The sequence below is a fragment of the Nocardia sp. NPDC004860 genome (assembly GCF_040609015.1).
Taxonomy (GTDB): Bacteria; Actinomycetota; Actinomycetes; order Mycobacteriales; family Mycobacteriaceae; genus Nocardia.
Window position 1 is genome coordinate 1 of the sequence record NZ_JBEXJI010000023.1, and the last position, 24,821, is coordinate 24,821.

Below are 24,821 nucleotides of genomic sequence, written 5' to 3' on the forward strand. Positions count from 1 at the left end.
CGGTAGCACCCACACTCGTCTTGATGTCCCAGGAATCACTGTCATTACGCATAATCATCACTTTTCTCCGGCCAAAGCCGGGCTGAGAATTCGGTCGTCAGGCTCAATGCGGATCGCGTGCGGAGAAGAGACAGACGACACCTGACTGCTGGATATGCACCTCGGCGAAACGCGTCTTCAGCTCGTGCGAGATGGACTCGATGGTGTCCCCCCTATTGCCGAATACCTTTTCCCGATTCAGGTAACGCATCAGTGCGCGTGACCAGGGGGTATGTTCGGCGCTTTCGCCCAGAATAGTACTTCCGAATACCCGGGCGCCGGGCGCGAGATGAGGTATCACGTGGTCGAAGACCACCGATTTTTGCCGGACCGAACCGGGCAAGCAGTGTAAGAGGAAGTTCATCCCGACAGAATCGAACTGTGCGGCAGGATAGAGGTCCAGTGGTTCGAAAACGTTGCTCTTGCAGATGGTGGGGTGAAAGCGCTCGATGCGTCTCGCGGCGGTGTCGAGCACCACGTCGTTCAGATCCAGCAAGGTAATCGACGGATTCGGCGGGAGTTGACAGTTGTCCAGAAACCATCCCGTTCCCGGGCCGATGTCGAGATGGCGACCGGCAATATTGGCGTCATAGTGCGCCAACATTCTTGTGCGTGGACATCGCCAGATCCAGCGACTCACTGTCCCTAATACCATCCGGTCATACACGGCCAATTCCGACCGATTATAGTGCTCGGCGCCGGCGCGAATGCGTGCGGCAGTCGGTGCCGAGATGTCTTCTTCAGATTTGTTCGATACGACTTTCGAAATGCGCATGATGATCACTTCTCCGACCGTGTCGGGTTGATGTTTCGGTGGTGTTGGGGTGGCTCGGCCCGATCTACCAGGCCGTCTCGCGAGCTGCGCCGGTCGTGACCGCAACGATGGTGAACTTCAATGACCTTGCGGCGGTGAAACATTCACGCATCGGACCGACGAGCGTGCGGTGTTCCGGCGTGGCTTCCCAGTCGTAGAAGTCCTGGAGGTCTTGCCACTCGCTCGTGATCAGCCATTGCTCGGGATCGGTCGCCGATTGGCAGACCTGGTCGACGATATGCCCGGGCACGCCCTCGGCGACGACGTGCCGGATGTCCTCGTAGGCAGCGAGGAACTCGCTTTGCCGTTCCAGTGGCACGGTGATCAAGAAGACGACACGACCGCGCCCGAGGCGGCTGCCGTTGGTGCTCTCGGTGTCGTTCACAGTGAGACTCCTTCGGGTCGGCGCAGAATCAGCGCACTGTTGAAGCCGTCGTATCCGCGTGCGGCGACGGCGGCGATGTCGATGGCTGCTCGCTGCGGAGCAGCGACGAAATCGAGTTCGCACCCCGGGGCCGGGTTGGGCAATGCCCCGAACGCGGGCAGAGTGCGTTCCCGCATGGCCAGCACGGCGGTTGCGACGTCGAGCGCGGAGCTGCCCTGGGAAGCTCTGCCCAGCAGTCCTTTCTGACCGGTGACGGGTACCCCGTCAGGGAAGACGGTGCGGATCGCGTCGGCTTCGGCCCGGTCGGCAGCCGGTACGCCGACGGCGTCGGCGAACACGACATCCGTGTGCCCTGGCGCGGCCTGCGCCCGGTCCAGTGCTCGCCGCAGTGCGGCGGCAAGGTATCTCGACGGCGGCTCGACTGTCGTGTCACCCCAGGGGCGAGAGGTACGACCGTCCTGGGTGGCCGCATACCCGGCGAGCTCCGCATACACGTACGGTGCGCCGCGCCGTAGTGCGTGCTGCTCTTCTTCCACCACGAAGATGGCGCCGCCCTCGGCGGGGACATATCCGGCGGCATCGGCGTCGAAGGGCAGATATGCGCGTTCGGGGTCCGTCTGCCGGCTCATCCATCCGCTGCGGCGCGAGGCGGTGATCGCGTAGGGGCACAGTGGCGCCTCGGTGCCGCCGGCCAGGACGACGTCGGCGGCGCCGCGACCGATCGCGCGCGCGGCATATCCGAGGCTGTCCAGGCCGCCCGCCGCTTCGGCGACGAGCACGCTCGACGGACCCTTCATCTGATGCAGAATCGAGGTTTGCCCAGCACTTGCCGCATAGAACCAGGCGATCGATTGATAGGTGCCGACGGTGTGGGTCGATCCCGACCACAGCCGCTGCATCTCCCGCTGGCCGAACTGATTTCCGCCGGTCGAGGCCGCCAGGGCCACCGACTGCCGGTACGGATCGATGGTGGATGGATCGAGCTCGGCATCGGTCAAGGCCTGTGCCGTCGCCGCCAGCGACATCCACGTCCACCGGTCGGTCTGCACGATCAGACGGCGATCCAGGTACTCCTCCGGCACGAAGTCACGGACCTCTCCGGCCAGCGTGGTCGAATACGCGGAGGCATCGAAATGCGTGATCGGTGCGATCCGATTCTCGCCTGCCACAACGGTTTTCCAGTGTTCGCTCGCCGAGTTTCCACTCGGGGCGACGACACCGATCCCCGTGATCACTGCGCGGCGGTTCATCGCGCTCTCTGCGCGGTCGCGGCGCCATCGGTAGACGCTTCCGTGTCCACATGGCCGAGTTCGGGTCGCGGCGCGAGCGGTCCGAGGTGAAAGACGATGCTGGCGGTCTCGGTCCCGGTATTGCGCACCCGATGCCGGATACCGATCGGCACGAACAATCCCTGCCCCGCGGACAACGACCACTGCTCATCGTCGAGGTCGACGGTCAGGTCTCCCTGCACGCAATACAGAAACTCCTCCGAATACGGGTGATAGTGCTCGGCGATGCGCTCCCCCGGCTCCAGCGTGGCAACTCCGGTGAAACCGGACGTGCTGCCAACGGTTTTCGGACTCAGCACAGTCTTGATTTCACCGCCCCGGCGACGGTCGGCGGGCAGGTCGGCGATATCGATGCGAGCCGGCGGTAACTTCGTCATAGTCAAAATTCCTCTCGATGAGTGATGCGACACGGTGGCTTCAGGGGCTTCTTGGTGTGGCGGTCAGGCACGCGGCGGCGCGCCGACGAGATGTCCTTCGACCTTTTCCTTGATGAGCTGCATCTGAATCACGCTGTTGGTGTTGATGCGATCGGTCATGCCGGCGTCGTCGATCGGTGCGGCCGGACGCATGTGAAAGTCCTGGACCCAGGTCATCCGGGTGCCCGACCCGGACTCGGCATAACTCCAATGGATCTGCATGTACTCGAACGGCCCGGTCTCCACCCGATGCGCGTCCACGGTCCGATTCACCCGATCGACGGTCCGCTCGCTGACCCAGCTCCACACCTGCCCCGCCTCGTCCGGATGCATCGTGAGCCGGAAACGAACCGTGTCACCGTCCTCGGCGAGAACATCGACCGCGGCATACTCGGAGAACAAATCCGGCCAGGACCGAACATCATTGGTCGAATCCCACACCACCTCGAGCGGCGCATCGATCAGGATCGAATTCTCTGTATGACCGAACATCACGCAACCTCCTTGATAAAAGCGAACTCGACGAACCGAACCACGTCACCACCGGTCATCCCGAGCAGCTGGGCAGGCAACCTGACATCGAAGTCACGTTCCACAACACTCTGAATCTCGAAGACCGCCAACGAATCCACACCGATCTCCTCCAGAGTCAGCGCGTCCGCCCGCTCCAACTCCTCCGGACCGATGTCGACCCCGACATGCTCGTCCAGGATCGCGCGCAGCGTCTCGATGGTGAATACATCCGACATTTACTTCTCTTCCTTCCCTCGTGTGGTGAAACCCGAAGCTGATCGGTTCGGGATCTCCAGCCTCGGACCGGATTCCGGTGTCCAGCTGTAGAACATGCGAGCCCGCGCATCCTCCGGCGATTGCCAGTTCGGGAGGTAGGGCGAAACGAACTCGCGCAACCGGGCACTCACCCGGGCGAACTCCGGATGCCGCGCAGCCCTGCCAATAGCGGCGCCACCGGGCTCCTCGGTCTCCACCAAATGCACATACAGATCATCCAGAGCCCACAGCTCACGCCGGGTCACACCCGCAATCCCCGGCAGATCCGTCAACGAATCAGATTCCGCGAAGATCTCGCCAACGTTGGAAATAGCATCCGGACGCACGTGAGCGACGATCAGCGAACGATGTGGTTGAAATACCATCGGCCTTCTCCTACTTGAGCTTTGGTGGGGAACGTGGAACCCGGTATCTGTCTTTTCGGGGTACAACGAACCTACGAGTTGAGACCGGTCGGTATCCATCACCCTCGAGGCCATCCGACTCGTCCCCAGGGTGAAGACAATCAACACCTGAGGTGACGTCCGGGGGTGGGACACTTTTTGATGACTCTCTCGGTGCCGTTGCGCGCCACACCGTCGAAGCGGTGTTAACAATGAATGCCGACGACGCGATTCGCCGACACGAGAATGGACGGAGAAATGATCCAGCGGATTGCCATAGTCAATAGAGGCGAACCAGCAGTGCGTCTGATCCGGGCTGTCCGCGAGCTCAATGCCGAGTACGACCACGGGATCCGCACCATCGCCCTGCACACCCATGCCGAGCGGCGTGCGCTGTTCGTTCGCCAGGCCGACGAGACCGTCACGCTGCGGCGCAACGGCGCCACCAACCCCTACCTCGACCATGCCGAACTCGAGCGCGCGCTGATCGAGGCCTCGGCCGACGCGGTCTGGGTGGGCTGGGGCTTCGTGGCCGAGGACCCGATGTTCGCCGATCTCGTCAGCAAGCTCGGCATCACCTTCATCGGTCCTTCCTCGCACGCCATGCGCCTGCTCGGCGACAAGATCGAGGCCAAACTGCTGGCCGAGAAAGTCGGGGTCCCCGTCGCGCCCTGGTCCGGTGGCCCGGTCGAGACCGGCGCCGACGCCCGCCGGCACGCACACGCCATCGGCTATCCGCTGATCGTCAAGGCTCGCTCGGGCGGCGGCGGCCGCGGCATCCGCAAGGTGTACGCCGAGGACGAACTGGATCTCGCGCTCGAGCGCACCCAGCGCGAGGCAGAACGCTCCTTCGGCGATCCCGTCGTGTTCCTGGAACGCCTGGTCACCGGCGCCCGCCACATCGAGGTCCAGGTGATCGCGGACAGCCACGGCACGGTGTGGGCGCCCGGCGTGCGGGACTGTTCCATCCAGCGCAAGAACCAGAAGGTGATCGAGGAATCCTCGTCTCCGGTGGTGACCAAGGACGACGCCGATCACCTGCGCAAGGTGTCCGCCGACCTGGTGAAAGCGGCCGGCTACTGCGGCGCCGCCACCGTCGAATACCTCTACCAGCCCGACGAGCGGCGGTTCACCTTCCTCGAGGTGAACACCCGCCTCCAGGTCGAGCACCCGATCACCGAGGCCACCACCGGCCTGGACCTGGTCAAGCTACAGATCCACGTGGCGTCCGGTGGCGCGCTCGACGGCGACTGCCCGTCGGAATTCGGCCACGCGATCGAGGCCCGGCTCAATGCCGAGGACGCCGACAACGGTTTCGCTCCAGCACCCGGCCGGCTGCAACTGCTCAGGTTCCCGCTGGGCTCGGGCCTGCGGGTGGACACCGGCATCGCCGAGGGCGATGTGATCCCGCCGGACTACGACTCGATGGTGGCCAAGGTGATCGCGTGGGGTCGCGACCGCGACGAGGCGCTCGCCCGGCTGCGCACCGGCCTGCGCGAGACCACGGTCGTCGTCGAGGGTGGCACCACCACCAAGTCCTTCCTGCTGGACCTGCTGAACCGCCCCGAGTTGATCTCCGGCGAGGCCGATACCGGCTGGCTGGATCGCACCGGCGCCGGCACCGCGGACGGCCCGACCGCGGTCGCCGATGTCGCGCTGCTGGCCGCCGCCATCGACACCTACGACACCGAGGAAGCGCACGAGCGTGCCGCCTTCCTCTCCTCCGCACGCGGCGGCCGCCCACGGGCCAGGCACGCCATCGGGCGGACGGTGGAACTGTCCTATCGCAACCAGCCCTACACGCTGGTGGTCGGCCAGGTGGGCCCGCGGCGCTACCAGGTGAGCGGCGATTCCGGTGATCTGGAGGTCGTCGTCGATCGGCTCAGCGCCTTCGAAAGCCGTTACGCGATCGCTCACCGCCGCCATCACGTCGTCTCGGTGGCCGGGCCGACCGGCTACCTGGTCGAGGTGGATGGCGTCGGCCACCAGATCAGTCAGGACGAGGCCGGCATCGTGCGGGCGCCCGCGCCCGCCGTCGTGGTCGCGGTTCCGGTCGCCGTCGGTGACGAGGTCGAGGCCGGCGCCACCCTGGTGGTGCTGGAATCGATGAAGATGGAGACCGCGGTCCGCGCCCCTGGTCCGGGCCGGGTCCGGGAACTCAACGCCGTGGTGAACTCGCAGGTGGATGCCGGTGCGCCGCTGCTGCGGGTGGACGCCGTCGATACCGGTGACGCCCTCGGGAGCGTCGCCGAGAGCCGCCGCGTGGAGTTCGCGCCGCTCGAGCAGATCCGCGGCGACGCCCGCTCCGAGGCCTTCGCGCGGCTGGACGCCCTGAGCACCCTGCTCACCGGTTACGACGTCAGCGCCGCCCGGGCCCGCACGCTGCTCGGGGAGTACAACGAGCTGCGCAACGAGCTGTCGGGGGACGACCCGGAGCTGACCCAGGCCGAACTGGCGATCCTGACCACCTTCGCCGACGTCTGCGAGCTGTCCCGCAACCGCCCGACCATCGGCGAGAGCGAGGTGGCCGATCCCGTGCACAGCCCGCGCGAGCACTTCCACTCGTTCCTGCAGTCACTCGACGTGGATGTGCAGGGATTGCCGGAGTCCTTCCGCGCCAGGCTTTCTCGCGCGTTGGGACACTACGATGTGACCTCGCTCGACCGCACGCCCGAACTGGAGGAGGCGGTCTATCGTCTGTTCCTGGCCCTGCAACGGATGGACAACCAGGTACCGGTGATCGCCGGGGAACTCGAGCGCTGGCTGGCCAACGCCGACGAGCGCACCGCGGAGGTGCCCGAGCTCAGGGAGGTGCTCGACCGTCTCATCCTGGCCACGCAGTTGCGTTACCCGCTGATCGGCGACGTGGCACGCACCCTGCGCTTCCGGGTATTCGACGAGCCGCTGATCCGCGCGGCCCGCGAGGATGTGTACGACAAGGTGCGCGGCAGCCTCGCCTACTTGGCCCGGCGGCCCGGCGCCTCCTTCTACGCGCGGCGCGTCGCGGCCATGGTCAACGCCCCGGAACCACTGACCGGCCTACTGGGGCAATACATCTCGGATCCGAACCCGCTGCTCGAGGTGATCACCCGGCAGTACTACCGGATCCACGACCTCGACAACGTGATGGCCTTCGACCGCTCGGGCCGGCACCTGGTGACCGGCACGTTCGAGCTCGCCGGGGAGCGGCTGCACCTGGTCTCCACGGTGGCCGAACATGCCGACCTGGCGGCCACGCTCGACGTCGTGGCCGATGTGGCGGGGCCGAATGTGCCGAATCTCGTTGTCGACGTATACATTTCGTGGGCCGATGCACCGGCTGACGGGGACGAGCTGTCGGCGGCGCTGCGCACCGAGCTGGAAGCGCATCCGCAATCGGGCACCTGGCGGCGTATCTCGGTGGCGGTCCTGGACGGCGACACCGCCGACGTCCGGCACGTCACCTTCCGCCGCACGGAATCCGGACTCTCCGAAGACCTCATCATCCGCGACATGCATCCGCTCACCGGCCAGCGCTTGGACCTGTGGCGGTTGAAGAACTTCAACGGCACCCGTCTGCCCGCGCCGTCCGGCATCTATCTGTATCACTCTGTCGCCAAGCACAATCCGGCCGACGAGCGGTTCATCGCACTCGCCGAGGTTCGCGACTTCTCCGCCCAGCGGGACGAGAACGGCGAGATCGTGACCGTACCGGCGATCGAGCGCAAGATCGCGGCCTGCCTCGACGGCATCCGCCGGGCGCAGACGCAACGTGAGCCGAAGCGGTTGGACCACAACCGGATTGCGCTGTTCGTCTGGCCGGTGATGGAGATCCCGGCCGACCGCATCGAGGTGATCGCGCGCACCATCGCGCCACTGACCCTGGGCGCCGGCCTGGAGGAGATCACCGTCATCGGCCGCCTCTCGACGGGCCCCGACGAACCGATTCGTGATGTGGCGCTGCGCTTCTCGTATCATTCCAGCGACGAGATCAGCTTCGCCATCACCGAGCCGCCGACCGATCCGCTGCGCCCCCTCGACGAGTACGCCCAGCGGGTGCAGCGGGCCAGGGCTCGCGGCACCGTCTACCCGTACGAACTGATTCCGCTGCTGACCCGCGGTCGCGGCAGCTTCACCGAGCTCGACCTCGATTCGTCCGGAACGCTGGTGCCGGTGGACCGCCCGTACGGCCACAATACGGCCGGTGTGATCGTGGGGCAGGTGACCACGATCACCGACCGCTATCCCGAGGGCATGACCCGTATCGCCCTGTTCGGCGACCCGACCAAGGCGCTGGGAACCGTCGCCGGGAACGAATGCGCACGCGTGGTCGCGGCGATCGATGTCGCGGAAAGCCTTGGCGTGCCGGTGGAATGGTTCACGCTGTCCTCCGGTGCCACCATCTCGATGGACAGCGGCACCGAGAACATGGACTGGGTGTCGCGCGCGCTGCGCCGGATCATCACCTTCACCCAGGGCGGCGGCGAGATCAACATCATCGTCGCGGGCATCAATGTTGGCGCCCAGCCGTATTGGAACGCCGAGGCGACCATGCTGGCGCACACCAAGGGCATTCTGGTGATGACTCCGGACAGCGCGATGGTGCTCACCGGCAAGCAGTCGCTGGACTACTCCGGTGGTGTCTCGGCCGAGGACAACTTCGGCATCGGCGGCTACGACCGGGTGATGGGCCCGAACGGCGAGGCGCAGTACTGGGCGCCGAACCTGACCGCCGCCTGCGACATCCTGTTCGCGCACTACGAGCACGCGTATGTCGCTCCGGGCGAACGTTTCCCGCGTCGGGCGGTCACCACCGATCCGGTCGACCGCGACGTGCGCAGCTACCCGCACGTGCACCGCTCCAGCGACTTCAGCGTCGTCGGCGACATCTTCTCCGCCGAGCGGAACCCGGAGCGCAAGAAGCCGTTCGATATCCGCACGGTGATGCGGTCGGTGGTCGACCAGGACCACACGGTGCTGGAGCGGTGGGCGGACATGGCCGGCGCCGACACCTCGGTGGTGTTCGACGCTCATCTGGCCGGCTATCCGGTGACCGTGGTGGGCTTCGAATCTCGCACGATCCAGCGCAAGGGCTGGGTCCCGGCCGACGGCCCGGACACCTGGACCTCGGGAACCCTGTTCCCGCAGTCGTCGAAGAAGACGGCCCGCGCGATCAACGCCGCCAGCGGCAACCGGCCCGTGGTGATTCTGGCGAATCTCTCCGGTTTCGACGGCTCGCCCGAATCACTGCGCAATATCCAACTGGAATACGGCGCCGAAATCGGCCGCGCGATAGTGAATTTCGACGGCCCGATCGTGTTCTGCGTGATCTCGCGCTACCACGGCGGAGCCTTCGTGGTCTTCTCCGGCGCGCTCAACGACAATATGGAGGTGCTCGCGGTCGAAGGCTCGTTCGCCTCCGTGATCGGCGGCGCACCCGCGGCGGCGGTGGTGTTCTCCCGCGAGGTGAACAACCGCACCGCGGCGGACCCGGAAGTGCGCGAGCTCGAGGCGCGAATCGCCGCCGACGGCGCCGAAAGGGCCCGGCTGCGAGTCGAACTGGCCGCCCGGCAGGCCGCGGTGCGCTCGGACAAGCTGGGCGAGGTCGCCGCCGAGTTCGAGGCGATCCACACCATCGCGCGCGCCCGCGAGGTCGGTTCGGTGCATTCGATCATCCCCGCGGCCGCGCTCCGCCCGCAGATCGTCGCGGCCATCGAGCGCGGCATGGCCGGCGCAGCGGCCTCCTAGCGGCCCGCGCCGGGAGTTGTCATGCGTCCTCGATGCCCGATCGCTTCTCGACGACCCGCTCGAGGGCCCGCAGGTCGGCCTCCAGCTTTCGGAACAGCCAGTAGGTGGCCACGAACGCGAGCCCGGTGATCACGCACAGCCACAGCACCGTATCCATGATGCGCGCCCGCTCGTCCTGCCCGAGGAAGCTCAATCCGGTCACCACGGCGACCAGGGGCACCGATGCCGCAATGCCGAGGTAGACCGTGCATCTGCGGCGCAGCGCGCGCAGGTGGGCGGCATCGCGAGCCGTCGTGCGGCCATGGCGCAAATAGATCGGGTACACGCAACGGACGATGTAGAACGTCTGCACGAAGAACGTGTAGGAAACCGCGAACGCGGCACACACCAGCACGAACTCCACCGAATGCACCAGCAGCCGCGGCGGAAGGCGGACCACCGTGGCGAGCAGGGCCACGAACACCCCCGCGCCGATCGTCCAGAACACGAGGCCGAAACCTGCATCGAGGTCGGCCCAGTACAGGGTGAACGACCGGGTCCGGGCAAGCATCGCCTCGTCGTAGCGTTTGCCCTTGCGCAGCCCGCGGGGCACCGCGATCAGATGCCGACAGATGTAGAACCAGCTCACGACGGCCAGCGGCCAGGCGATCAGGTGGAAGAGGTTCGTCAACCGTAAGAGCTCCGAGCGGGTGGCGCCGGACAAGAGCCCGCTGCCGAACTGCACGGTTTGCCCGTACAGGTAGCCCGCCGCCAAGCCGTCGGCGGCCAGCGCGATGAGCCACAGGATCGGGACGTAATGGGGCGAAAGCCGTGCCCGCCAACTGTTCTCCGGTGGATAGACGAGGTCACGGGCGCGCTCGTCGAGGCACAGATCGAACTGCAGGGCCAATTCCGATCCGCTGCCGTAGCGGGACTCGCGATCCGGTGACAGGCAGGTCAGCAGCACCTGCCGCAGCGCCGCAGGGCAATCGGCGGGAACCTCGGACAGGAACCGCGGATCGATGGGACGGCGACGCAGTTCGAGCATGCGACCCAGCGACGTCTCCGACATGCCCGCGCATTCCTCGTCGGCGAACGGGATCCGTCCGGTGAGCAGCGCCCACAACATCACCGCCAGCGCGTAGATGTCGCTGCGCGTGTCGAGGTCACCGGCGGTCGCCGGAAGCTCCGGATGGCACGCTTCGAGCTGTTCGGGTGACATGTAGGCCAGCGATCCACCGAAGTACGCCAGCGGGCTGGTTCCCCGGATGTGTTGACTGAAGCTGACATTGAAGTCGGCGAGCTTGGGTATGCCATCGGCGCTCAGCAGCACGTTCGCCGGTTTGATGTCGCGATGCAGCACCCCGCGCCCGGCGGCGTGCCCGAGCGCGTCGGCGAGCCGGCGGCCCAGCCAGGCAACCGTTTCCGGCCACGTCATCGCCGCGATCCGGGCCCGCACCGCCGTATCAGCAGCACGAACCTCACCCTTGTCCTCGAGTACCCCGTCGATGGTGTCGAGCAACACCCGCCCACTACGGGCATCAACCGGGGTCGACCGCAGTCGATTCAACACGTCGAGCAGCGTGCCGCCCGGCAGATACTGCATGTAGAGCAGCTTGAGCTCGCCGTCGGCGATCAATCGCTGGTCGAAGATCCGCACGATGTACTCATGGTCCAACTGGGCAAGGGTCTCCGGCTCGGTGCCGTGGTTGTGCGAGATCTTCACCGCGACCAGCCGCTGCATCGACCGCTGCCGCGCCAGATATACGCGCGCGAACGCACCCTCCCCGATCATCGTCAGCAAATCGAAGTCCCCGACCCGGTCACCGGGATTGATCGCCCCGAGCGCGACCTGCGCGCTCGGACGAGCAACCATCGTGCTGCGATATTCGGTCGTTTCCAGCTCGACAGGAGGCCGGCCGATCTCGGTGGCTTCGGGCTCGGCAGCCCCGGCTTGCGTCGGCTCCTCCCCCGCGACCGGCTGCGAGCCGGAGCCACGGCGGAGGGCGTGGTATTCCTCGTAGACCAGGTCCGCAGGCGGTGGGCCGCTGCGCAGTTCGGCGTACTGCTCGCAATATTCGGCGAGTCGCTTGGGAAAGTGGTGGCGAACCCAGCGGTTCTCGAGGTCGACCTTGATCAGTTCCACCAGCACCGCACGCCGCTCGGCATCGGCGTCGGGCAGGTACGCCGACAGGTCGGGAGGACACCCGGACGCGGCCCACGCCTGCTCGAACCGGGCCGCGGCCGCGGCGAGCGCCGTGCGGCTCCGTTCGGCCGGATCGATGATCAGATCCTCGAAGGGCTCATGCACCACATCGGTACCCCGAGACGTGAATCCCCGAGGTGTGGCCCCACGCGACGATCGACAACCACACCTGAATAAACGACACAGCTTCGGTGCCATCCCCTTACCGGCACCTCCAAAGCGTATCGCGCAACCATCGAGCACACACCGATACGCGAGGCCCTCAAGCCTTCAACCGGGGGAACAACGCCTCCGCGTTGCCACGGTCGATGGCCGCGCGCAGGGAGTCGTCCAGCGGGTAGTTCTCGTATTCGTGATTGATGAAGTCGACCGCGGCGGGCGGGGCGAAGGGGAAGTCGCTGCCATAGGTGATGTGGTCGGGTTCGGCGACCGCCAGCAGGCTCGGTAGTGCCGCGGGAGAGGCGGACAGGGCGACGTCGTAGTAGAACCGCTTCAGCACGGTCGGGTCGACGGCGGTATCGTCGGCCGGAATTGGCTGCTGCGCAGATGTTTTCGCGACGAACATCGCCAAGAGGATCCGAGAGGCGATGTAGGGGACGAATCCGCCGGCGTGGGCGAGAACGAATTTGATGCCGGGATATCGGTGCATGGCGCCGGACAGGATGAGACTGAGCGCCGTGCGGGTGGTGTCGAGCAGGAAGTCGGCCGCGAAGCTCGGGATGCCCGGCACCGGCTCGGCCGGCAATTCACCCGGGTGAACGAAGACCACGCTCTCGCGCTCGTGCAGCAGTTCCAGCAGTGGCGCGAACTCCGGATCCCCGAGGTATCGGCCATCATTGTTCGCCAGCAGCACGATCCCGTCGGCGTGCAGGGCGTCGAGCGCGTATTCGGCCTCGGCCAGTGCTCCGTCCACGTCCGGCAGCGTCAGCGTGGCGAACAGCCCGAACCGGTCGGGTCGCCGCCGCACGATCTCCGCGCCGTATTCGTTCACCTCACGGGCCCAGGTGCGGGCTTCGGCCGTGTCTCCCAGGCAGACTCCCGGTGTGGACAGCGACAGGATGCCGGTCCGGATGCCGCGGCGATCCATGAAATCCACGGCCTCGGATTCCGACCACCGTGGTAGATCGATGCCGCCGGGACGAATTCCCCTGGCGTGCAGCAAGTCCGCGTATTTCGGCGGCACGAGGTGTTGATGGGTGTCGATGCGGTTCCCGTGTCCCACGGTTCTCCTCCTTCAGGGACGATTCACGGTCGGCGAAATATTCGGCGCGCCGCGCAGTGCGAGCCGAAGCTACGGGTCACCCGCCCACTGCCTGTGCGAGCCGGGGAAGCTGTCGTAGCGGGTTGAGCCGTTCGACCTCCATACGCTGATCGGTATCGAAGATATCGCTCAGCCCCGGAGCAGGATCGTGTGTCCCCGATTGCGGGAGTGTCATGGCACTGAACGGCCAATCCGAGCCGAAGACGATGTGTTCCCGAGCGGTGACCGCGAGCACGCTCGACATGGCCGCGGCCGAGCCGCTCAGCGCCGTGTCGTAGTAGAAGTTCGAGATCTGCCCTGCGGTATCGAGCAGCGAGGGCTTCGGCCACCCCTGCGGCCACATCTGCCCCACCACGGTTTCCGAGGCCACCCCGACCCGCCAGGACAGGAAGGGCAGGGTGCCGCCGGCGTGGGCGAGTTGGAAGCGAATACTCGGGTACCGCTGGGTCACCCCGGTGAGCATCATCATGGTGGCGGCGCGGGTGGTGTCGAAGGTGAATTCCTCGAGGAAATCCGGCAGCGGCAGCGCAGGTTTCGCGGTGCCGGGGATGGCCGCGGGATGGACGAAGACATACGCGCGGCGTTGTTCGAGCGCGAGCATCAGCGGTTCGAAACGCGGATCGCCGAGATAGACGCCGTCGTAGGCCGACAGCAGGATGACCCCGTCCAGATGCAGGTCGTCCAAGGCGTAGCTCGCCTCCTCGATGGCGGCCGGGATGTCGGGCATCGGCAGCACCGCGAACGCGCCGAAGCGGGTCGGGTCGGATTTGAAGAGCCCTGCCGCATAGGTGTTGCAGTAGCGGGCCATGTCGGCGGCTTCCTTGCCGGACAGGAACGATACGCCCGGGTCGGACACCGAAAGCGCTTGCGCCTGAATGCCGTAGTAGTCCATGAACGCGATCGCGGCTTCCGGCGACCACTCGGGCGTCGGATAGCCACCGATGGTGAGGTGCCCGTGCTCGAGCAGTGCGGCTCGGTAGTCCGGCGGCAGGAAATGCGCATGCAGATCGATGCGGTAGACGCCGGTCGGTGCGGGCTGCTGGGCGCGGGCAGGAACCGCCAGGTCGATCGGCACGGCCGCAGCGGTTGCCGCGGCGCCGAGCGTACCGGCGACAACGCCGCCCAGAACCCGGCGACGGCTCATCGTCGCCGGTGGCTGTGGGAAGGATTCGCGCACTTCGTTCATCGCTTTCTGAATGGGGAATTGCGGGCGGGAGGGCGAAATCGTGTCTGATGGATTTCTCAGATATGATTCGCGTACCGTTTTCGACCGGAAGTGAGACCATGGCAGCCGAACCCGTCACTCGAAATCGCGTCGACCGGCGGCGCGAGCGCACTCGCAACGCGCTGCTCGGCGCCGCACGGAAGTTCTTGTCGGAGGGGCGATCCGCGGTCAGCATTCAAGAGATCACCGACGCGGCCGATGTCGGTTTCGGATCCTTCTACAACCACTTCGACTCCAAGGAGCAGCTCTTCGACGAGGCGGTGCGCTCGGCCCTGCAGATCTACGCCGAGCTGCGTGACGGCATCGTGCAGCTCTACGACGACCCCGCCGAGGTGTTCGCGGTCAGCTTCCGGATGACCGGGCGACTGCAGCGGCAGATGCCGGAAATGGTGCGGGTGATCCTGCATTCCGGCATGTCGATCCTGCTGCGCGAGGAGGGCCTGGCCCCGCGCGCCCGCCGCGACATTCTCGCCGCGCAGGAGGCGGGCCGCTTCGAGCCGATGGATGCGGACATGGCGATCATGGCAGCCGGCGGTGCCCTGCTCGGCCTGCTGCAGCTGCTGGACGCCCAGCCGGACGCCGACGCCGACGCGCGCACCGACGAGATGGCCTTCCACGTGCTGCGCATGTTCGGCATGAACAAGCGCGCCGCGCAGAAGCTCACCAGCAGTCCGCTGCCGCAGCTGCCGCAACTGCCGGAATCCTGAGGTCACCCCGCCGCGCCGCCGATCAGGTCGAGGGCGATGTCGACGATCATGTCCTCCTGCCCGCCCACCAGGTTGCGCCGGCCGGCCTCGGTCAGCACGTCGCGGACATCGACTCCATGAGTGCCGGAAGCCTTTTCGGCATGCCGCAGGAAGCTCGAGGTCACCGGGCCTCCTCGAGATGATGTTCGTCAGTTGCGGACTCGATCGATTCCGGATCTGCTGGCGCTGAATCGGATTCGGCCAGGTCAGCTCGCGCGAGGGTCGCCGCGGAGACGAGTTCGCCCGCGGAAACCCCGAGTTGGCGGAACAATTCGGCGATCAGCACACCACCGCGGCCCGCTGTGGCTGTGCCGAAGACATACCGGTCCGGGCGCAGCAGGAGCAGCCCGCCGATGCCGATGCCGGCCTTGGCGAAGAACCGAGTCAGCGCTCCAGTGTGATCCTCGACGTCGACGTAGTCGGCACCGGCATTGCGGCCGTCGCCGGGCTTGCCCTGTGGCCGGCCGCCGATCGGGTAGACGGTGACGAAACGAGCGCCCAGCGCGCGCAATGCCGCCAGGTCGTCCGCGCCGAGTCCGGCGCGCGGGTCGACGCCGTAGCCGATCACCGAAAAGCCCAGGCCCAGCACATCATCGAATCGACGATGATGCCCGTCGTAGGTCCGGATCTCCGGCTGCGGGGCGAGTTCCCCTTCGACTCCACGCCATCCGCGGCGGGGCAGGCCGAGGTAGGCGTCGCGACGGAAGCGCGGCGAGGGTTTCATCTTCGCGCCCCGGATCCAGCCACCGAGGCCCGGCACCCGCAGCGCGGTGGTCAGCGCGAGATCACGGGCGGCGGCGATCAGCTTGTTGTCCACGGACACCAGCGCCTTGTTGAACACCGACAGGTCGATCATGGCCTTGGCGTGTGGGCGGCGCTCGGATTCGTAGCTGCTCAGAATCGTCTGGCTCGCACCGTATTTGATGATCGCGGTCAGCTTCCACGACAGATTGTCGGCATCGCGCACGCCGGAGTTCATACCCTGACCGATGAACTGCGGGGTCATGTGCGCGGCATCACCCGCGATCAGGATCCGCCCGACCCGCCAGCGGTCGGCGATGACCGCATTGAAGGTGTACACGAGCTTCCGCAACACCTCGACCTCGTCCGGATTCACGAAGCGTTCGATGTGGCGGCGCACGGTCTCGTCGTCCTCCATCTCCTCCTTCGTCTGCGAGTCGTTGAGCATGAACTCGAACCGGTGGTGCCCGTCGGGCTGCGGACAGGACACGATCGGCAGCTCGGGATCACAGACGAAATCGAAGTACGGCAGATGCCGGAACGCGTCCACTCCGTCGCGGGCCTTCAAGTCCACGACCAGCCAGCGTTCCGGGAAGCTGGTGCCGGTCATATCGATGCCGAGATTGGTGCGCACCACGCTGCGGCCGCCGTCGCAGCCGACCAGGAACTTCGCCGTTACCCGCTCGGCGGCGTCCGAATCGGTAATCGGCACATGCTTGCCGTAACCGGTGCCGCGGCATGCGGCGTGTACCACGGTGACCGTGTCCGCGTTCTGGCTGAAGTCGACGACTTCCCGGCCGCGGCGCACCGTCACGTGGGGGTACCGGTCCAGCGCGCGTTCGAGGGTGTTCTCCAGGTAGGGCTGGTACAGGAAGTTCACCACCGGCCAGCCCAGCCGACGTTCGGTCTGCTGGAACTGGATCAGTACCCGGCCGTCGGCGCGCACCCACTGCACGGCGGAGTCGACGTTCATGTCTGCCGCGAGTTCGTCTGCGGCACCGGCGGTTTGGAAGATCCGCATGCCTTCGTCGTCGGTGTAGACCGCCCGCGCGAGGCCGTAGTACTCGGGCTCGCGTTCCAGGACGAGCACACTGACTCCACGCCGGCCGAGCAGATTGGCCAGGGTCAGGCCACTCGGGCCGAGGCCCACGACCACCACGTCGTAGTCGGTGTTCATCGGATGCGCCCTCCTGCCAGTTCCGGCACGGTGATCTCCGGCGTGCGCACGGTGCGCAGCGCCTGGCGGAACTGGCCGAACCGGTCCAGCACCGTCTCCCCCATCGGGGTGTGTCCCCACTTGCTGATGCCCTGGTAAGTCGTCGGCTCCCAGGTGGATTCGAGTTCCGGGCCGATGATGATCGGATTCCAGCCGACCTCGAGTTCGAAGCCCGACGGGGTCACGCTGTAGTACGACAGCTGGCGATCGTTGGTGTGCTGGCCGACCGACCACGCCATCCGGAAGCCCAGATCCTTGACCCGCTGGAAGGAGGCGAGCATGTCGTCCAACGTCACGGACTGGATATTGATGTGCTGCACCCGGGTTCGGATCGGATCGATCTTCACGCCACGCAGATTGGCGATGGCAATGGAGTGGTGGCGCTCGTTGACCCGCAGGAAACGGATCTTCATCTTCAGCCCGGAGACGTTCTCGTCGATGTAATCGGACAACCGGGAGTCGAAAACGGTCTCGTAGTAGCCGCGCAACGCCTCGGGCTCCCGCGAGACGATCGCGACGTGCCCCATGCCGGCTTCACCGGTCACCCAGCCGGAGCTGAGCATCCGCAAGGGCTCGGGGGTGGTCACCGGCACGGTGAAGATCTCCTGCACCATGCCTTTCGGCCCGGCGAAGCGCCACAACCGCTCTACTCCGCGCAGCGCCGCCTCGTCGGCGGCGCCCTCGGCGATCGGCACACCGCGATCGGCGACCCGGGCGATGATGCGATCGAAGGTCTCGTGGTCATCGATCTGCCAGCCGAGTGCGGTCACGTCCTCGGCGGGCCCACGCTGGACCAGGAAGCGACAGGTGTGGTCGTCGAGGCGGAAACGCAGACCGGCGCCGTCGAGGGCATCGACGTGCATCCCGATCGCATCGGCACCGAAGCGCCGCCAATCGGCGTGCCGATTCGATTGCACGACGATGTATCCCAGATGCACCGCGCCGAAGACCGAGCCGTCCGTGTTGGGACGCAGGAACTCCTTCACTGCTACGCCTCCAGAAAAGCGGTGGCCAGTGTGTTGAACAGGTCCGCGCGCTCCCACTGCACCCAGTGGCCGGTGTTGGCCGCCAGGTACAGGTCGCAGTTGGGCATGGCGTCGACCAGCATGCGACCGCCCTCGGGCCGGTTCACCTTGTCGCCGGTCCCCCAGACCACCAGCGTCGGCTGTTCGACCTTGTGCAGACGCGAGTCGCGCGTGAAATCCATGCGCAACAGCGTGCGCAGCGCCAGCGGCCCCGACGGTCGCCGCAACGGCGGATTCGCCACCACGGCCGGATCGAGGCTGGCCTGATAACGCGCCTCGATGAGCTCCTCGGGGACCGCATCACCGTCGAACACCAGGTATTCGCGAATGAAGCGGGTGAGCTTCTCCCGGCTCGGGCCACCGCCGGTGTAGTAGTTCAGCAGCTGCTGGAGTCCGGCGGTAGGCAGTGCACGCGTGGTGCCCACACCACCGGGTCCCATGAGGATCAGCCGGTTCACCTTCTCCGGCCGGTCCATGGCCAGCCGCAGCGCCGCGGCACCGCCGTAAGAGTTGCCGATCAGATGCGCGGAAGCGACGCCGAGCTCGTCGAGCAGCCCGCCCACCGCCCGTGCGAGATCACCGAACGGGTCCGCCGGGTCGATCCACTTCGACGACTGCCCGTACCCGGGCATGTCCGGCACGATGACATGGAACCGCTGCGCCAACGCCTCGATATTGCGCGAGTAGTTCGACAACCCGGACGCCCCGGGCCCGCCACCGTGCAGCAGCACCACCGCGGACCCGGAACCGGCCTCGTTGAAGTAGATCTGCCGTCCGCCGACCCGGACCGTCCGCCCGGTGTCGACGCCCTTGTCGATGCTTGTCATCTCCGCCTCCAGAACCGATGTTGATCAAATCATCAGTTGCGATGGCATCCCTTGTCAAGGCAATTCTGATAAGAGCATCAGAAGTGCTGGATGTTGACAGATACATCCGTACCCGGCGGCGGCGACCTGGTCGAGGAGAAACAGTCCGACCATGCGCGCACCGGCCAGATACAGGGTCATAGGCGTGCGCCCGCGGTCAGCACTCGGGCCTGTTCCTCGATCACGGCCGACCCGTAACCACCTGTGACGCTTCGGGTTCGGCATCTTCCGCGAGCCTGCGCTCCGCATGGGTGAACTGCAGGATGCCGTCCTCGAGTCTGTGGTGCCGGAAGGTCGGCAGGTCGCGGAGGTAGTTCATTCGCAGCCGCCAGGGGGCGCGGTCGCCGCCGCTCGGGAAGTGGGCGCCGCCCCGGCGGAAATAGCCCGGAGTGAAGTCGGGGACGAACGGTGCGCGGACTGCGTCGGGGTCGTGGACAGGCGTCACGCTGGCGTAGGCGCGCCTGTCGAGGTGACGCAGGAGCCGGACGACGTAATCGCACACCAGATCTGCCTTGAGCGTCCAGGAGGCGTTGACGTAGCCGATGGTGAAGGCGAAGTTCGGGACGCCGGACAACATCATCGCCTTGTAGGCCAGCCGCTTCGGGACATCGACCGGTTCTCCGTCCACGCTCAGCGCGATGCCGCCGAATACCTGCAACTCCAAACCTGTTGCCGTCACGATGATGTCGGCAGGGACCTCGGTACCCGACGTCAACCGGACTCCCGATTCGGTGAGGGTGTCGATCCGGTCGGTGATCATCTCCAGCGCGCCGGTACGGATCGCCTCGAACAGGTCGCCGTCGGGCACCAGGCACATCCGCTGATCCCACGGGTCATAGCGGGGAGTGAAGTGGGTGTCGATGTCGTATCCGTGCGGCAAGGCCGATGTTTGACGGGCGCGCAGCCATGCCCGCGCCCGGTCGGGATACCGGCGGGAGAGTTGATAGATCGTGGTGTCGACGGCGATGCCCTTCGCCCGCAGCACCCGGTGTGCGACTCCGCGGGGAAGAATCCGTGGCAGCCAGGCGACCCAGCGGTCGCGAGCCGGCACGGACATGATGTAGCTCGGTGAGCGCTGCACCACGCTCACTCGCGCTCCCAGCCGGGCCAGCGCGGGACCGAGGGTCATGGCGGTCGCTCCGGAACCCACGATCACGACTCGCTTGCCGGCCACATCCATATCGTGCGGCCAGTGCTGCGGGTGCACTACTGGCCCCGAGAAGCGTTGCCGCCCAGTGAACTTCGGCGTACAGCCGCGATCATAGCGATAGTATCCGGAGCAGCAGAACAGGAAGGACGCGGTCAGGACCACGGTTTCGCCGGTGTCGGTTCGCTGCGCGCTCACCGTCCAGCGCCGCATCGTCGACGACCATTCGGCCGCGACCACCCGGTGCCCGAATCGGATCTGCTCGCCGATCCCCTCCTCGCTCACGGTGTCGCGCAGATACGTCAGGATCGATGCCCCGTCGGCGATCGACCGGTCCCCCGCCCACGGCCGGAACCGGTACCCGAGGGTGAACATGTCCGAGTCCGACCGGACGCCGGGGTACCGGAACAGGTCCCAGGTCCCCCCGATGTCGGCCCGCGCCTCCAGGATCACGCAGCGGCGCTGCGGAAAGGCCCGCCGCAGGCGACTCGCCGCGCCGATGCCGGACAGCCCAGCCCCCACGATCAGCACATCGACATGCTCGACAGCGTCAGCCACGGTAGGAACCCTTCGATCCGGCCCGCCCCCTTTCGAATTACGACAGCCTAAACGGATGCCGACCACGCGCCGGCCATGCCTGCGAGCTACTACCTGGTAGCCAGGTACACCTCAGATCGATGTCAATTGCCGAAGGCCAGCGCCTACGTGGCTGCGGCTGTTCGGCGCAGGTGCTTCGCTGCGCCTTCGGCACATCACCGAGCACCTGCTCGACATGGCTGCCACAACCGGAGTAACCAGGCTTCCCGCGTCGGCGACACAGCAGCGATTCCCGTTTCGGAATCACGCCGCCGACGTGATAGCGCAGCCCACAGTTCGCGAACGACACGTGCTCGCCGCGTTCGAGCACGACGATCTCCGCGGACTCCTGCAGCCGCCGCAACCGGGTCGCGGCCGACATACCCCCGGCCACTCCGCCGATGATCAGAACCTTGATCCCACACCTCCCAGAGGGGCCACGGCAGCGCTTGTGCCGGATGCCACTCTTCCGATCTTCATACCCCAGGGGGTATCGTCGATTCGACAGCCGATATACCCCCAGGGGTATGAAAGGAAAAGTTGATGAGCGACTCTCTGACAGCGCCCCCAGCCCACGCCCCCTCACCACCGCGCCCATCCGGCGGAGTGCTGGGCCGGCTCGGGGCGACCATGGCGGGCCGGGCCCGGATCGTGGTCGGCATCTGGCTGGCCCTGCTCGTCGCACTCGGCGCGGCCGCGCCGACCGTCTTCGACTCCCTCGCGGGCGCGGGCTGGCAGGCCAACGGCTCGGAGTCGGTCACGGTGCGCGAATTGGCGCAACAGCACTTCGGCGGGAACTCCTCCGCGGCGGTGCAGGTGGTCGTGCACTCCGATACCCAGGCCATCGACAGCCCGCAGGTGCAGCAGGTCCTCGGCAAGATCGCCGCAGCGTTCTCCGATGACGCCCGGTTCGGCCAGGTGGTCTCGCCGCAGCCCGGGATGTCGATCAGCCCCGACGGGCACACCGGCATTCTGATCGCGGGCGCCAATGCCTCCACCGACGATATGGTCAAAGCCGTCGACGACCACAAAGACACGCTGACCGCCTTGTCCGGCAACGGCATCGACGTGTACCCCACCGGCGCCTCGGCACTGTGGAGCGACTTCAACAAGGCGAATCACGACGCCATGATCAAGGCCGAAATGTTCTCCTGGCCTGTCACCTTGGCGATCATGGTGCTGGCGTTCGGGTCGCTCGTCGCCGCCGGCCTGCCGCTGCTGCTGACCCTGGCGGGACTGGTCGCCTCCGCCGGCGGCCTGGTGCTGCTCAACCACCTCACACCGATTTCGGTGTGGGCCATGAACTTCGCGATGATGTTCGCACTGGCGCTGGGCATCGACTACGCGCTGTTCATCGTCGCCCGCTTCCGCGACGCGCTCACCACCGCTCCGAACCCGCGCGCGGCGGTCGCGCAAACGATGGATACCGCGGGCAAAGCCGTTCTGCTGTCCGGACTTACGGTCCTCGTCAGTCTGTCGGCGGTCCTGATCGTACCGGCCCCCGCCGTGCGCACCATGGCGGTCGGCATCATGTTCGCCGTCGCCTTCGTCCTGCTGGCCACCATGACCCTGCTACCGGCCGCGCTGGGCGCGTTGGGCAACAAGGTCAACGCCGGCGCACTGCCGCACGCCAAACGCCAGCAGCACCGCTCCCCGCGATTCGCCGCCTGGGGCCAACTGCTGCACGACAAGCCCTGGCCGTTCGCCATCGGCGCGCTGCTCGTGTTGATCGCCCTGTCGATACCCGTCTTCAGCCTGAAGGTGGCCATGCCCTCGATCCAGGTCGTGCCCGCCGACGCACCCGTGCGCCAAGGCTATGAACTGGTGCAAGCCCAAATGGGCACGGGCGCACCGGGAATGCTGCAGATCATCGCGCCCGCCGACCAGACCGCGCAGGTCGCCCAGGCCGCCAAGACGGTCGACGGAATCAGCATGGTCACCCCGGCCCAACCGGCCACCGACGGCAGCGGCCTGGCCATGATGCAGGCACTGCCCACCGTCGATCCCTCGGATGCGCGGATGGGCGAGATCCTCGACCACCTGCGCGACGCGCTGCCCTCGGATGCGCTGGTCGGCGGTGCACCCGCCGAGAATCTGGATCTACAGCACGCCCTGAACCACTACTTGCCGATCATCGTGGGCGTCATCCTGGTGCTGGGCTTCGCGCTGCTGCTGATCGCACTACAGGCCCCACTGATCGCCGCCCTCGGCACCCTGGTGAGCTTGCTGTCGACCGGCGCGGCCTTCGGCGTCGCGAAGCTGATCTTCCAGGACGGCCACGGCGCCGGTCTGCTCGGCTTCACCCCGCAGGGCTTCCTCGACGGCTGGGGCCCGGTGTTCTTCTTCGCCATGATCTTCGCGATCGCGATGGACTACACCGTGTTCCTGCTGGCGACCGCCAAGGAACACTACGAGCACTCCAACGACCCCAAGGTCGCGCAAATCGACGGTATGGCCCACTCCGGGCGAGTGATCTTCGCAGCCGCCGCGGTCATGGTCGCCGTGTTCTTCACCTTCGCTCTGGCAGACCCGTTGCCGCCCAAGGAAATGGGCATCATCCTCGGCGTCGCCGTGCTGCTGGACGCCTTCGCGGTGCGATTGGTGCTGCTGCCGGTGCTGCTGCGGCTCACCGGGCACGGCGCCTGGTGGTCACCCGTCTGGCTACGCAAGGTGCTGCCGTCGATCAGCTTCGCCCACAACTGATATCCCCTTCCCGGGCTCGGCGCTCGCCGAGCCCGTGAATACCCCCGGGGGTATTATGAGCTGAGGCATTACAAAGAAAGGACACCACCATGGTCAGCAATGAGGAGAGCATCGCCCAGGTGCTCAACCGCCTCCGCCGCGCCCACGGTCAACTGGCGGGCGTCATCTCCATGATCGAACAGGGCCGCGACTGCAAAGACGTTGTCACCCAGCTCGCCGCCGTCTCCCGCGCTCTCGACCGCGCCGGCTTCAAGATCGTCGCCACCGGCCTGCGCGAATGCCTCACCGGCGACACCGCCGACGGATCCGAACCCATGACGGAAGCCGAACTCGAAAAACTGTTCCTCGCCCTTGCTTGACCCAAAGGTGCAGGTAAGCAACATGATTGGAGAGAAACCCATGCCCCGACTGCACCGCCATGACGGCTGGTCCATCCCGCGCCTGGTTCCACTACTGGCAGGCACCTTCGTACTGATCAGCACGCTGCTGGCCGCGGCGTTCTCGCAATGGTGGCTGATCTTCACCGGCTTCGTCGGCGCGAACCTCGTGTTCTACAGTGCGGTTGGATGGTGCCCGGCAACATTGCTGCTCCTCCGCGCAGGAGTTTCCAGCGGACCAACGAGTTGCTCGATGGCGACAGAGGTTCCCACCGCCGACCGGTCGTGAATTCGAGATCGCCACTATGCATCTCGACCTCCACTAGATACCGCTACATCGGCGGAAGCAGCGTCGCCTGAGCGGGATTCAGTGCGTCCAGCAGGAAACTCAGGTAGCGCCGCCGCGCGGGCTTCTCGAGTTCGACGGCGCCGAGCGCGGTGATCACCATGGCGAAAACGTATGGCACGTCGCGCGGCTGGAGATCGGGGCGCAGGTTTCCTGCGGCTTGAGCGCGTTCCACCGCAGGACCGAAGATCTCGTCACTCTGCGCAAGGAAATCCGCGGTGACCTCGGTCAGGTTTCCGACCGAGGTGGCGAGTCCCCGTTCGTTCTGAATGATGTCGGCTACTCGTTCGGCGACGTCGAGCAGGACGGATCGAGGCAGACCACCCTTGTCGAGTTCGGCCAGCATCGGCAGGACCTCAGCGGTGAGGATCCGTTCATAGACGGCGCGGGCCAGCGCTTCGCGATTGGGAAAGTGGCGGTACAACGTCGCGACGCCGACGCCCGCTTCGCGCGCGATATGAGCGAGGGTCGCCGAGCCGCCCTCGGTGGCGAACAGCCGCCGGGCCGCATCGATGATCCGGGAGATGCTCGTGAAGGCGTCCGTCCGAAGCGGTTTCGTCGCCAC

General features: G+C 66.4%; 20 protein-coding genes and 2 pseudogenes. 5 read left to right on the forward strand and 17 right to left on the reverse strand.

Annotated features, from left to right (window positions below; all coding sequences use genetic code 11):
* Window positions 1–103 precede the first annotated feature (103 nt).
* From ABZV44_RS32015 to ABZV44_RS32045, 7 genes are all read right to left on the reverse strand, one after another.
* Window positions 104–814 (reverse strand): methyltransferase, encoded by a 711-nt coding sequence (locus ABZV44_RS32015; RefSeq protein WP_354844865.1) that lies wholly within the window; start codon window positions 812–814, stop codon window positions 104–106.
* 64 nt (window positions 815–878) lie between these two features.
* The gene (locus ABZV44_RS32020; protein WP_354844490.1) at window positions 879–1,238 is read right to left on the reverse strand and encodes an antibiotic biosynthesis monooxygenase family protein; all 360 of its coding nucleotides are present in this window, start codon (window positions 1,236–1,238) and stop codon (window positions 879–881) included.
* Window positions 1,235–2,488, reverse strand: coding sequence for a beta-ketoacyl synthase N-terminal-like domain-containing protein (locus ABZV44_RS32025; RefSeq protein ID WP_354844493.1), 1,254 nt, complete (start codon window positions 2,486–2,488; stop codon window positions 1,235–1,237). The genes ABZV44_RS32020 and ABZV44_RS32025 overlap by 4 nt, the downstream gene beginning before the upstream one ends.
* Complete coding sequence (locus tag ABZV44_RS32030) at window positions 2,485–2,904, reverse strand: cupin domain-containing protein (RefSeq protein ID WP_354844496.1); 420 nt, start codon at window positions 2,902–2,904, stop codon at window positions 2,485–2,487. Before ABZV44_RS32030 ends, ABZV44_RS32025 begins: the two co-directional genes overlap by 4 nt.
* 63 nt (window positions 2,905–2,967) lie before the next feature.
* Window positions 2,968–3,435 (reverse strand): SRPBCC family protein, encoded by a 468-nt coding sequence (locus ABZV44_RS32035; RefSeq protein WP_354844499.1) that lies wholly within the window; start codon window positions 3,433–3,435, stop codon window positions 2,968–2,970.
* A complete protein-coding gene (locus tag ABZV44_RS32040; protein WP_354844502.1) occupies window positions 3,435–3,692 on the reverse strand; it encodes an acyl carrier protein in 258 nt (85 codons plus the stop codon). Before ABZV44_RS32040 ends, ABZV44_RS32035 begins: the two co-directional genes overlap by 1 nt.
* Entirely contained in the window at window positions 3,693–4,097 is a 405-nt protein-coding gene (locus ABZV44_RS32045) for a TcmI family type II polyketide cyclase (RefSeq protein WP_354844505.1), read from the reverse strand.
* A 276-nt stretch (window positions 4,098–4,373) separates the two neighbouring features.
* Here ABZV44_RS32045 and ABZV44_RS32050 point away from each other — a divergent pair, with 276 nt between their 5' ends.
* A complete protein-coding gene (locus ABZV44_RS32050; protein ID WP_354844508.1) occupies window positions 4,374–9,842 on the forward strand; it encodes a biotin carboxylase N-terminal domain-containing protein in 5,469 nt (1,822 codons plus the stop codon).
* 19 nt (window positions 9,843–9,861) lie between these two features.
* Here ABZV44_RS32050 and ABZV44_RS32055 read toward each other — a convergent pair whose 3' ends face one another.
* The 3 genes from ABZV44_RS32055 to ABZV44_RS32065 form a co-directional block, all read right to left on the reverse strand.
* Window positions 9,862–12,135, reverse strand: a complete 2,274-nt coding sequence (locus tag ABZV44_RS32055; RefSeq protein ID WP_354844511.1) for a serine/threonine-protein kinase — start codon at window positions 12,133–12,135, stop codon at window positions 9,862–9,864.
* 154 nt (window positions 12,136–12,289) lie between these two features.
* Window positions 12,290–13,249 (reverse strand): amidohydrolase family protein, encoded by a 960-nt coding sequence (locus ABZV44_RS32060; protein WP_354844514.1) that lies wholly within the window; start codon window positions 13,247–13,249, stop codon window positions 12,290–12,292.
* Window positions 13,250–13,325: 76 nt separating this feature from the next.
* Window positions 13,326–14,474 (reverse strand): amidohydrolase family protein, encoded by a 1,149-nt coding sequence (locus tag ABZV44_RS32065; protein WP_354844517.1) that lies wholly within the window; start codon window positions 14,472–14,474, stop codon window positions 13,326–13,328.
* Window positions 14,475–14,572: 98 nt separating this feature from the next.
* Here ABZV44_RS32065 and ABZV44_RS32070 point away from each other — a divergent pair, with 98 nt between their 5' ends.
* Window positions 14,573–15,220 carry a helix-turn-helix domain-containing protein gene (locus ABZV44_RS32070; protein ID WP_354844520.1) on the forward strand — a complete coding sequence of 216 codons (648 nt, stop codon included), beginning with the start codon at window positions 14,573–14,575 and terminating at the stop codon, window positions 15,218–15,220.
* Between the two features lie 2 nt (window positions 15,221–15,222).
* Here the strand turns inward: ABZV44_RS32070 and ABZV44_RS32075 are convergent.
* The 6 genes and pseudogenes from ABZV44_RS32075 to ABZV44_RS32100 all read right to left on the reverse strand — a co-directional run.
* Window positions 15,223–15,384 (reverse strand): annotated as a pseudogene (locus ABZV44_RS32075) (4-hydroxy-2-oxovalerate aldolase); the annotation flags it as partial.
* Entirely contained in the window at window positions 15,381–17,177 is a 1,797-nt protein-coding gene (locus tag ABZV44_RS32080; protein WP_354844523.1) for a bifunctional 3-(3-hydroxy-phenyl)propionate/3-hydroxycinnamic acid hydroxylase, read from the reverse strand. The pseudogene ABZV44_RS32075 and the gene ABZV44_RS32080, both read right to left, overlap by 4 nt.
* Window positions 17,174–18,202 (reverse strand): VOC family protein, encoded by a 1,029-nt coding sequence (locus tag ABZV44_RS32085; RefSeq protein ID WP_354844525.1) that lies wholly within the window; start codon window positions 18,200–18,202, stop codon window positions 17,174–17,176. The genes ABZV44_RS32080 and ABZV44_RS32085 overlap by 4 nt, the downstream gene beginning before the upstream one ends.
* A gap of 2 nt (window positions 18,203–18,204) precedes the next feature.
* Window positions 18,205–19,068, reverse strand: coding sequence for an alpha/beta hydrolase (locus tag ABZV44_RS32090; protein WP_354844528.1), 864 nt, complete (start codon window positions 19,066–19,068; stop codon window positions 18,205–18,207).
* A 220-nt stretch (window positions 19,069–19,288) separates the two neighbouring features.
* Window positions 19,289–20,812: an NAD(P)/FAD-dependent oxidoreductase gene (locus tag ABZV44_RS32095; RefSeq protein ID WP_354844530.1), complete on the reverse strand. Its 1,524-nt coding sequence runs from the start codon at window positions 20,810–20,812 to the stop codon at window positions 19,289–19,291.
* Between the two features lie 253 nt (window positions 20,813–21,065).
* Window positions 21,066–21,248: pseudogene (locus tag ABZV44_RS32100) on the reverse strand (FAD-dependent oxidoreductase); the annotation flags it as partial.
* A 125-nt stretch (window positions 21,249–21,373) separates the two neighbouring features.
* Here ABZV44_RS32100 and ABZV44_RS32105 point away from each other — a divergent pair.
* The 3 genes from ABZV44_RS32105 (at window position 21,374) to ABZV44_RS32115 (ending at window position 24,199) form a co-directional block, all read left to right on the forward strand.
* The gene (locus ABZV44_RS32105; RefSeq protein WP_354844533.1) at window positions 21,374–23,533 is read left to right on the forward strand and encodes an MMPL family transporter; all 2,160 of its coding nucleotides are present in this window, start codon (window positions 21,374–21,376) and stop codon (window positions 23,531–23,533) included.
* A gap of 89 nt (window positions 23,534–23,622) precedes the next feature.
* On the forward strand, window positions 23,623–23,892 hold the full coding sequence (locus ABZV44_RS32110; protein WP_354844535.1) for a metal-sensitive transcriptional regulator: 270 nt from the start codon (window positions 23,623–23,625) through the stop codon (window positions 23,890–23,892).
* Window positions 23,893–23,932: 40 nt separating this feature from the next.
* Window positions 23,933–24,199 (forward strand): DUF2892 domain-containing protein, encoded by a 267-nt coding sequence (locus ABZV44_RS32115; RefSeq protein ID WP_354844538.1) that lies wholly within the window; start codon window positions 23,933–23,935, stop codon window positions 24,197–24,199.
* A gap of 43 nt (window positions 24,200–24,242) precedes the next feature.
* Here the strand turns inward: ABZV44_RS32115 and ABZV44_RS32120 are convergent, their stop codons facing one another.
* Window positions 24,243–24,821 carry a helix-turn-helix domain-containing protein gene (locus tag ABZV44_RS32120; RefSeq protein WP_354844540.1) on the reverse strand — a complete coding sequence of 193 codons (579 nt, stop codon included), beginning with the start codon at window positions 24,819–24,821 and terminating at the stop codon, window positions 24,243–24,245.